We start from the raw sequence: 9,673 nt of genomic DNA on the forward strand, positions 1-9,673 counted from the left end.
CCTCTAAGGTGCCGGTATGAGCGATCAGCCGGTGCTGCATGTCAAGGGCGGGGTCCTCGTCGGGCCGCGGGACGTACGCGACGAACTGTGGGTGGTCGGCGGCCGGGTGTCGTACGACCGCCCCACCGGGGCCCGGGACGTCCGGACCGTGCGGGGGTGGGCGCTGCCCGGACTGGTCGACGCGCACTGCCATGTGGGCCTCGACGCGCACGGCCCGGTCGACGCGGAGACCGCCGAGAAGCAGGCGCTGACCGACCGGGAAGCGGGCACCCTGCTGATGCGGGACGCGGGCTCGCCCTCGGACACCCGCTGGATCGACGACCGGGCCGATCTGCCGAAGATCATCCGGGCCGGGCGGCACATCGCGCGCACCCGCCGCTACATCCGCAACTACGCCTGGGAGATCGAGCCGGACGACCTCGTCGCCTATGTCGCCCAGGAGGCCCGGCGCGGCGACGGCTGGGTCAAGCTGGTCGGCGACTGGATCGACCGCGAGGTCGGCGACCTCTCTCCCTGCTGGCCCCGGGAGGCGGTCGAGGCCGCGATCGCCGAGGCCCACCGGCTGGGCGCCCGGGTCACCGCGCACTGCTTCGCCGAGAACTCCCTGCGCGATCTGGTCGAGTCGGGCATCGACTGCGTCGAGCACGCCACCGGCCTCACCGAGGACCTGATCCCGCTGTTCGCCGAGCGGGGCGTCGCCATCGTGCCCACCCTCGTCAACATCGCCACCTTCCCGCGGCTCGCGGACGGCGGCGAGAGCAAGTTCCCGAACTGGTCGGCCCATATGCGCCGGCTGCACGAGCGCCGCTACGACACGGTGCGCTCCGCGTACGACGCCGGGATCCCGGTGTTCGTCGGCACCGACGCGGGTGGCTCGCTGCCGCACGGCCTGGTCGCGGCGGAGGTCGCCGAACTGGTCACCGCGGGCATCCCGCCCCTCGACGCGCTCGCGGCGACCAGCTGGTCCGCGCGCGCGTGGCTCGGGCGGCCCGGCCTGGAGGAGGGCGCCCCCGCGGACCTCGTGGTGTACGACGAGGACCCCCGGGCCGAGGTGGGCGTGCTGGCCGCACCGCGCCGGGTGGTGCTGAACGGGGCGGTGGTGCAGTAGCGCCGCCAGGCAGGCAAGGGAACGCGTGTGCATGGGGATTCGAAGAGGCGTGCGGAATTTCCACGTTTGAGTGAAGTGACCCAGGTTTGCTGACCGTTCACCCACACTGACGACAAGGTTGACGGGTCCCAAGCAGTGTCAAGTGGGGGGTCCCACCGCCTTGAACAGCACCAACTTCCGTATGCCCGTGCGCCGTCTGGCCGCCGCGGCGACCGTCACCGCGCTGGCCACCGCGCCCGCCGTCCTGGGCGCGGGCGCGGCGCACGCGACCGAGAATCCCGGCCGCGCCACCGCCGTCGTCCTGCGTACCGGGCTCGATGTGTCCCTGCTCAACAAGTCCGTCGACGTCCCGCTCGCCGTCTCCCTCAACGAGGTCACGGCACCGCGGAGCGCCGACCGAACCGCCCTGTCCGCCCGCCTCGACGGGGTGTCCGGCGGCAACCCGTTCACCGTCCTCGGCGCGGACGTGGCCCAGTCCCGGGCCACCGTCACCGACCGGCGCGCCGAAGGCTCCGTCCGCCTGGTGCACGCCAGGCTGCACGTCCCCGGCCTGCCCCTGCTGTCCCTGATCGAGGTGGACACCGTCACCGCGCGGGCCACCTGTGAGGCGGGCAGGGCGCCGGTGGCCGACGCGAAGATCGTCGGCACGGTCACCGTCCTCGGCCGTAAGGTCTCGGTCACCGCCGGGGGGCCGGTCGAGGTCAAGGTGCCCGGTGTCGGCGAGGTCCGCCTCGACCTCGCGCAGCGCGACACCACCTCGCGTACGGCGGCCGCGACCGCGCTCCAGCTCAAGGTCTCCGTCAATCCGTTGAAGCTGAACGTGGCGGACGTCGAGGGCACGGTCACGCTGGCCAAGGCGACCTGCGAGTCCCCGATGGCGCCGCCCTCCAAGCCCCCGACGCAGAGCCACGACCCGGGCTCCGGCACCAAGCCCGGCTCGGCCTCCGGCACCAAGTCCGACGCCGCCCCGGTCTCCGACGTGAAGCCCCAGGGCGGCGCCTCGGACACGAACCTGGCGGAGACGGGCGGCAACCCGGCGACGCCGTACATCGCGGGCGGCGCGGTGGCGCTGCTGGCGGCGGGCGGCGGCGCGGTACTGCTGGCCCGCCGCCGCAGGAGCTGACGGCAGGCGGAAGCGGGGCGGGACCGGTGAGGCCGGGGGAACCTCGCCGGTCCCGCCCTTGTGCGCACGCGCGGTTGCCAGGGCGGTCAGGAAGGTGTCGGTCGCGGACGGCGAGGCGTATCCAGTCGGTGCCGAGTCCGGGGAAGGTGTCGCCGCGGCGCACGGCGTAGCCGAGGTCGCGCAGCCGGTGCGGTTCGGCGGGGGCCTGCGGGCTGGTGACCCCAGGGCGGTCAGGAAGGTGTCGGTCGTGGGGCGGTCGCGGACGGCGAGGCGTATCCAGTCGGTGCCGAGTCCGGGGAAGGTGTCGCCGCGGCGCACGGCGTAGCCGAGGTCGCGCAGCCGGTGCCGTACGGCGGCCGCCCGCGGGACGGTGACCAGGACGAAGGAGCCCTCGGCCGGTCCCGCGACCCGCACCCCGCGGGAGGCGAGCGCGGTCAGGCCGCTGACCAGGTGCGCCCGGTCACCGGCGAGGCGATGCGCCGCGTGGGCCGCCTCCGCCAGGGCGCGGGGCGACATGCACGCCTCGGCGGCGGCCAGCGCCGGGGTGGACACCGGCCACAGCGGCTGGGCCCGCTCCAGCTCGGCGATGATCTCGGGCTCGGCCAGCGCGTAGCCGATGCGCAGACCCGCGAGCCCCCAGGTCTTGGTGAGGCTGCGCAGCACCACGAGACCGGGGACGTCCGTCCGCCCGGCCAGCGCCTCCCGCTCGCCCGGCACCGCGTCCATGAACGCCTCGTCCACCACCAGCACCCGCCCGGGCCGGGCGAGCGAGGCGAGCACCGAGGCCGGGTGCAGGACCGACGTCGGATTCGTCGGATTGCCGATCACCACCAGATCGGCCCGCTCCGGCACCAGCGCGGCATCCAGCCGGAAGCCTTCCGCAGGCCGCAGCAGCACCCGCTGCACCATGTGCCCGGCGTCCCGCAGCGCCGCCTCCGGCTCGGTGAACTGCGGGTGCACCACGACCGGTTGCCGGACCTTGAGCGCGCGGGCGAGCAGCACGAACGCCTCCGCCGCGCCCGCCGTCAGCAGCACCCGCGACACCGGCAGCCCGTGCCGCGCCGCCACCGCCGCCCGCGCGGCCCGCCCGTCCGGGTAGGCCGCGAGGGAGGTCAGGGAGGCGGCGATCCGCTCGCGCAGCCATGGCGGGGGCGTGTCCGACCGTACGTTGACGGCGAGGTCGACCAGCGCCGCGCCGTCGTCCCGTACCTCGGCGTCCCCGTGATGGCGCAGATCGGGACCGGGGGAGTCCTCAGTGGGCATGGCTGTGCGTGTGCCCGCCGTGGTGGTGGTGCCCGTGATCGTGGCCGTCGTCGTCCGGGTGGAAGTGCGGCTGCTGCGGCAGGCCCACCTTGTCCTCGAAGCCCGGCAGTGCGATCCGGTACACGCACGAGTCGCAGTTCATGCGCAGATCGCCCTTGACCGCCTCCTCGTACCGTTCGAGCACCAGGTCCAGCAACTCCGGCTCGGGACCGATGACATCGGCCGAGGCGACGGCGGTCTCCGGGTGCCCGGCCGCCCACTCCTCGGTCTGCCGCCGCACCCGGTCCGGGAGGATCCCGGTGAACAGGAAGTAGGGCAGCACGACGATCTTCCGCGCGCCCAGCGCCACACAGCGGTCCAGACCGCTCGGCACGTCCGGCGCCGCGAGGGACACGAACGCCGTCTCCACACCGGCGTACCCCCGGCCCTCCCAGAGCAGCCGGGCCGCCTTGAACACCTCCGCGTTGGCGTCCGGGTCGGTGGAGCCGCGGCCGACCAGCAGCACGGTCACCTCCGCGCGGTCCTGCTCGCCGATCACGTCGTCCAGGCGCCGCTCCAGCACGTTCAGCAGCGCCGGGTGCGGGCCCAGCGGGCGGCCGTAGGTGTACGAGATGCTCGGGTGCCGCTCCTTCTCACGGGCCAGCGCGGCCGGGATGTCGCCCTTGGCGTGCCCGGCGGACACCAGCATCAGCGGCACGGCCGCGAACCGGCGTACGCCCCGCTCCACCAGCTCGGCCACCGCGTCGCCCAGCGGCGGCGGGGACAGCTCGATGAAGCCGCCCGCGACGGGCAGATCGGGACGGCGCAGGCCAAGCTCCCGCACGAAGGCACGGAACGCCTCGGCTCCGGCGTCGTCACGGGTGCCATGGCCGGCGATCAGCAGGGCGGGCGGGGTGGTCACAGGGTCTCCTCGGGTGAGATCGGTTGGTACAGCAGGGCGTTGAGGGCGGCGGCCGCGACCGCCGAGCCGCCCTTCTCGGACACGTTGCTCACGGCGGGCAGCCCGCTCTCGCGCAGCGCGGCCTTGGACTCGGCCGCGCCGACGAAGCCGACGGGCAGGCCGATGACGAGCGCCGGGTCGGCGTCCAGGGTCAGCAGTTCCTCCAGGGCGGTCGGCGCACAGCCGATCACCCACAGGGCGCCGGGCCCGACCTGCTCGTAGGCGAGCCGGATCGCATGGGCCGAACGGGTGAGCCCCGGGCCGGACTCGGCGTCCTTCAGACGGCACACGGTCTCGCGCCGGGTGATCCCGGCCGCGACCATCTCCACGTCCACGACGACCGGCGCCCCGGCGTGCAGCGCGGCATGCGCCGGCACCAGGTCCGCCTCCGCCAGGACGAGGTCGCTCGCGTACTCCAGGTCGGCGGCGGAGTGGATGACCCGCTCCACCACCGCCCGGGTCAGCGGCGGGAGGTGCGAGGTGTCCAGGCGGGCGCGCAGCCGCCGGAAGGACTCCTGCTCGATGGGGTGCACGATCCGGTTCACCGGGTCTCCTCCGGCCGCTCGCCCCGGCCGCTCTGCCAGCGGTAGCCGCGCGGGGTCACCATGCGCCCGGCGACGGTACGGGTCGCGGTGTTGCCCACGGTGACGACCGTCATCATGTCCACGCACGCCGGATCGATCCCGGCCAGCGTGCAGACCCGGCTCGACCCGTCCGGCCGCGAGGCGTTGCGCACGACACCCACGGGCGTCGTCGGCGCGCGGTGCTCGGCGAGGATGCCGAGCGCCTTGGGCAACTGCCAGTCACGGCCCCGGGAACGGGGGTTGTAGAAGGTGACCACGAGGTCCGCCTCGGCCGCCGCCCGCACCCGCCGCTCGATGACCTCCCACGGCGTGTGCAGGTCGGAGAGGCTGATGGAGACATGGTCGTGGCCCAGCGGCGCGCCGAGGATCGCGGCGGCGGCCAGCGCGGCCGTCACCCCGGGCACCCCGATCACCTCGATGTCGTCGGACGCCTCGGCGAGCGCGGGCGAGGCCATGGCGTACACGCCCGCGTCCCCGCTGCCGATCAGCGCCACCGCGTGCCCGCGCCGGGCCTCTTCGACCGCGGTGCGGGCCCGCTCCTCCTCGGCGCCGAGCCCGGACTCCAGCACCCGGGTGCCGGGCCGCAGCAGATCGCGGATCTGGTCCACGTACTGGTCGAGCCCGACCAGCACCGAGGCCCGGCGCAGCTCGGCCGTCGCGCGCGGGGTGAGCAGATCCCGGGCGCCGGGTCCGAGCCCGACCACCGCGAGCCGCCCGCGCCCGGGCCTGCGCACCACGGCGCAGGTCGCCATCGCCGGGGAGGCGTCCGACTTCCGCTTGGGGACGAGGAGTTCACCGCCGCCGAGCAGCGCCGCCGCCTCGGCGACCGAGGGGGTGCCGACGGCCGCGAGCGGCGCGGCGGAGGGGTTGGGCACCTCGACGGCGGCCAGTTCCCCGGCGGAGTACGTCACCACGGGCACGCCCAGCCGTTCGGCGGCGCCCAGGATGCCCGGCTCCGCCGACTTGGCGTCCACGGTGGCGAGTTCGGCGACGGACCGCGGGGACAGCCCCGCCTCCCGCAGCGTGCCCTCGATCAGCCCGAGCACCTCGTCCACCGGGGCACCCTTGGACGCGCCGACCCCGACGACCAGGGACGGCGGCCGCAACAGCACCTCGCGCTCGCCGGGTTCGACGTCCCGGTCGGTGAGCCGGATCGTGTACGACCCCCGCGGCGACACCGGCAGCGGCGGCAGCGGCCAGGCCAACTCGGCGTCGAGCGCGACCGGTTCGCCGTCCAGCAGGGCCCGGGACACGGCGGCGACCGCGCCCTCGCAGGGCAGCCCGAGCGTGTCGAGACCGGTCAGTCCGACGGCGTCCGTGGCCGTGGTCACCACCGGCTCGGCGCCGAGCAACTCACCCACCTGACGGGCGAGTTCATTGGCGCCGCCGCCGTGGCCGCCGACCAGCGACACCGCGAACCGGCCGCCCTCGTCCACACAGACCACACCGGGGTCGGCCGCCTTGTCGGCGAGCAGCGGCGCGAGCAGTCGTACCGTCGCGCCCGTCGCCAGGAAGCACACCAGCTGCGCGCACTCGGCGAACGCGGACCGTACCGCCTCCCCGACCGGACCCTCGTACACCCGGGTGCGGTCCGGCCAGGCCGCGGCCAGCCGGTCCCGTGCCACCGCCCCCGCCGCGGTGGCGGAAATCAGGCCGATCACTGGTCAACTCCTTCGATGGGAACGGGGGTTCTGACGCCCCAGAGCAGAAACACCGGGTTGGTGGCCGCGAGCCGGGTCACGTCCCCCGGCAGCGGGGCGAGCCGCGAGGACTGGAGCAGCACGCCGTCGCAGTCGAACCCGGCACCGGTCAGCGCGGCGCGGGCCGCGGGCACCCGGTCCAGGGCGGCCATGGCCACCACCACGGACCGGCGCGCACGCAGCGCGCACGCCTGGATCACGGCGGGCAGTTCGCGCCCCCCGCCCCCGATGAACACGGCGTCCGGGTCGTCGGGCAGTGCGGCCAGCGCCTCGGGCGCGGTGCCGTGCACGACGTCCACCCCGACGCCATGGGCGCGGGCGTTCTCCCGGATCCGGTCCACCCCGTCCGCGGCCTTCTCGACCGCGACGACGGCCGCGCCGAGCCGCGCGCACTCCACCGCGACCGAGCCGGACCCGGCGCCGACGTCCCACACCAGGTCCCCGAGCCGCGGCCCGAGCCGGGCCAGCGCGAGCGCGCGCACCTCGAACTTGGTGATCATCGAGTCGCGGTGGGCGAACTCGGCCTCCGCCAGGGCCCAGCGGGCGGGACCCGCCGGAACCCCCGCGACGGCGCGCAGCGGGCCCGGCGCCGAGGGCTCCGCCAGGCACAGCACCACGCTCACCGCCGTACCCCAGTCCCGTGCCGCCGCCTGCGCGGGCGTCACCCGCTCCACGCGTTCCCGCTCCGGGTCGCCCAGCGCGGTGGCCACCACGAGGGTCCGGTCGCGGCCGGCGAGCGCGGCGCCCAGTTCGGCGGGGCCCGCGCCCGGTCCGGTGAGGACGGCGACCTTCGGATGCGCGCGGCAGGCGTTGACGGCGGTGCGCGGGTCCCTGCCGTGCGCGCTGACCACGAGCGCGTCGTCCCAGGGCAGCCCGAGCCGGGCGAACGCGGTGGCCACCGAGGAGACCCCGGGGCGCACCGCCAGCCGCTCGGGTCCGAAGCGCTCGGCGAGCGCCCGCACGATCCCGAAGAAGCCGGGGTCCCCGGAGGCCAGCACAAGCACCGGCAGCTCCCTGGCGACGTACCCGGCGATGGCGTCAAGGGCGGGCGCCAGCGGGCCGAGCACGATCCGCTCGGCCCCGGCGGGCAGCCGTACCGCGTCCAGATGCCGCCGCCCGCCGACGACGAGCGCGGCGCCCGCCGCGACGTCCTCGGGAGGCGGCGACCCCGTCCCCGTACCGACGACCGTGATCAACTGCCCGCCCCCCGCTCGCGCAGCGCCCGCCGGGCCCCCGGGTCGGCCTTGCGGAAGCCGTGGAAGTGCCCGGGGTGGTAGAGGTGCGAGCGGGTGCCCCGCGCCGCCAGCGCGGGGCCGACCAGGAACAGCGTGTGCTTCCACAGCTTGTGCTCCTTGACCGTCTCCTCCAGGGTGCCGATCGTGCACCGCACGATCAGCTCCTCCGGCCAGGTCGCCTGGTAGGCGACGATCACCGGCGTGGACGTGGGATAGCCGCCCTCCAGCAGCTCCCGCACCAGCTGACCGCTGCGCGCCGCCGACAGGAAGAGCGCCATCGTGGTGCCGTGCCGGGCGAACTCGCGCACCTCCTCGCCGGGCGGCATCGGTGTCTTGCCGCCGCCGAGCCGGGTGAGCACGACGGACTGCGCGACCTCGGGGATCGTCAGCTCGCGCTGTGCGAGGGCGGCCACCGCGGAGAACGACGACACCCCGGGCACCACCTCGGTGGCGATGCCCAGCTCCGCGCACCGGTCCAGCTGCTCCTGGGTGCCGCCCCACAGCGCCGGATCGCCGGAGTGGATCCGCGCCACCTTGAGGCCCTCGGCGTGCGCCCGCGCGTAGACCGCGACGACCTGCTCCAGGGACATGGCCGCCGAGTCCAGCACCTCCGCGTCCGCCCGCGCGTGCTCCAGCACCTCCGCCTGCACCAGGCTCGCCGCCCAGATCACCACGTCCGCCTCGGCGATCGCCCGCGCGGCCCGGAACGTCAGCAGATCGGCGGCGCCGGGACCCGCTCCGACGAAGGTCACTTTTCCGCCACCGGCACCCAGAGGGGCGGCGGTGACGGTCTCGGCGGCGGTTTCGGCGGTGGCGCCGGCAGCGGCGTCCGGGGCGGCGTCGGCCATCGGAAAAGTCCTCTCGTACGGAAAGCACACGGCAGTAGCGGGGTGAAATGTCAGGATGCGAGGCGATATGTGAGGCGCCCGATGTGCGCGAAGGCGCCTTCATCGGATAGCAAGTGCCTATGGCGGTCTTCGTCGCGCTCGGCGCGTTCCTGATGACGCTGGCCGGCGGCTGGACGGCTCAGCGAGTGACCGACCGTCGGCATCTCGTCCTGGGACTCGCCGGCGGTCTGATGTTGGGCGTGGTCGGCCTCGACCTGCTGCCGGAGGCGCTGCGCGCCGCCGACCGCGAGATCTTCGGCGTCCCCGCGGCCCTGCTGCTGTTCGTGGCCGGATTTCTCCTCGCCCATCTCGTGGAACGCACCCTCGCCGCGCGCCAGGCCGCCCACGGCGGGGACGAGCACAACCACCACCGGGCGCCCGAGGTGGGCCTCACCGCGGCCGGCGCCATGGTGGGCCACAGCGTCATGGACGGCGTCGCCATCGGCGCCGCCTTCCAGGTCGGCAGCGGCATGGCCACGGCCGTCGCGCTCGCCGTGATCGCCCATGACTTCGCCGACGGCTTCAACACCTTCACCATCACCAGCCTGTACGGCAACGCCCGCCGCCGCGCCATCGGGATGCTGGTCGCGGACGCCTGCGCACCCCTGGTGGGCGCGCTGTCGACCGTCTTCTTCCACATCCCCGAACCGGTGCTCGGCGGCTATCTCGGCCTCTTCGGCGGCGTCCTGCTCTACCTCGCCGCCGCCGAGATCCTGCCCGAGGCCCACCATGAGCACCCCGCCCGCTCCACCCTGCTGTGCACGGTGGCCGGGGCCGCGTTCATCTGGCTGGTGGTCGGCATCTCCGGCTGACCGGGCCGGCCGCCGGGCACC

At 75.0% G+C, this 9,673-nt stretch carries 8 protein-coding genes and 1 pseudogene; 3 read left to right on the top strand and 6 right to left on the bottom strand.

The features are described 5' to 3' along the window. The first annotated feature begins 16 nt into the window (after positions 1-16). Together ACLF5H_RS06275 and ACLF5H_RS06280 are read left to right on the top strand one after the other, a co-directional pair. The gene (locus ACLF5H_RS06275) at positions 17-1,108 is read left to right on the top strand and encodes an amidohydrolase family protein (protein WP_421675056.1); all 1,092 of its coding nucleotides are present in this window, start codon (positions 17-19) and stop codon (positions 1,106-1,108) included. Positions 1,109-1,268: 160 nt separating this feature from the next. Further along, positions 1,269-2,231 carry an SCO1860 family LAETG-anchored protein gene (locus ACLF5H_RS06280; RefSeq protein WP_421675057.1) on the top strand — a complete coding sequence of 321 codons (963 nt, stop codon included), beginning with the start codon at positions 1,269-1,271 and terminating at the stop codon, positions 2,229-2,231. A gap of 222 nt (positions 2,232-2,453) precedes the next feature. Here the strand turns inward: ACLF5H_RS06280 and cobC are convergent. The 6 genes and pseudogenes from cobC to cobM form a co-directional block, all read right to left on the bottom strand. Next, positions 2,454-3,494 (bottom strand): annotated as a pseudogene (gene cobC, locus ACLF5H_RS06285) (Rv2231c family pyridoxal phosphate-dependent protein CobC); the annotation flags it as partial. Continuing rightward, the gene (locus tag ACLF5H_RS06290) at positions 3,484-4,395 is read right to left on the bottom strand and encodes a sirohydrochlorin chelatase (protein WP_421675058.1); all 912 of its coding nucleotides are present in this window, start codon (positions 4,393-4,395) and stop codon (positions 3,484-3,486) included. The gene ACLF5H_RS06290 and the pseudogene cobC, both read right to left, overlap by 11 nt. Further along, the gene (locus ACLF5H_RS06295; RefSeq protein ID WP_421675059.1) at positions 4,392-4,979 is read right to left on the bottom strand and encodes a precorrin-8X methylmutase; all 588 of its coding nucleotides are present in this window, start codon (positions 4,977-4,979) and stop codon (positions 4,392-4,394) included. The genes ACLF5H_RS06290 and ACLF5H_RS06295 overlap by 4 nt, the downstream gene beginning before the upstream one ends. Continuing rightward, positions 4,976-6,679 carry a precorrin-3B C(17)-methyltransferase gene (gene cobJ / locus ACLF5H_RS06300; protein WP_421675060.1) on the bottom strand — a complete coding sequence of 568 codons (1,704 nt, stop codon included), beginning with the start codon at positions 6,677-6,679 and terminating at the stop codon, positions 4,976-4,978. The genes ACLF5H_RS06295 and cobJ overlap by 4 nt, the downstream gene beginning before the upstream one ends. Continuing rightward, on the bottom strand, positions 6,676-7,914 hold the full coding sequence (gene cbiE, locus ACLF5H_RS06305) for a precorrin-6y C5,15-methyltransferase (decarboxylating) subunit CbiE (RefSeq protein WP_421675061.1): 1,239 nt from the start codon (positions 7,912-7,914) through the stop codon (positions 6,676-6,678). Before cbiE ends, cobJ begins: the two co-directional genes overlap by 4 nt. After that, the gene (gene cobM, locus ACLF5H_RS06310; RefSeq protein WP_421675062.1) at positions 7,911-8,801 is read right to left on the bottom strand and encodes a precorrin-4 C(11)-methyltransferase; all 891 of its coding nucleotides are present in this window, start codon (positions 8,799-8,801) and stop codon (positions 7,911-7,913) included. The genes cbiE and cobM overlap by 4 nt, the downstream gene beginning before the upstream one ends. 119 nt (positions 8,802-8,920) lie before the next feature. On the opposite strand from cobM, the gene ACLF5H_RS06315 reads away from it, so the two are divergent. Further along, complete coding sequence (locus tag ACLF5H_RS06315; RefSeq protein WP_421675063.1) at positions 8,921-9,652, top strand: ZIP family metal transporter; 732 nt, start codon at positions 8,921-8,923, stop codon at positions 9,650-9,652. Positions 9,653-9,673 lie beyond the last annotated feature (21 nt).

The sequence above is a fragment of the Streptomyces sp. LaBMicrA B280 genome (assembly GCF_049222185.1).
Lineage (GTDB): Bacteria > Actinomycetota > Actinomycetes > Streptomycetales > Streptomycetaceae > Streptomyces > Streptomyces murinus.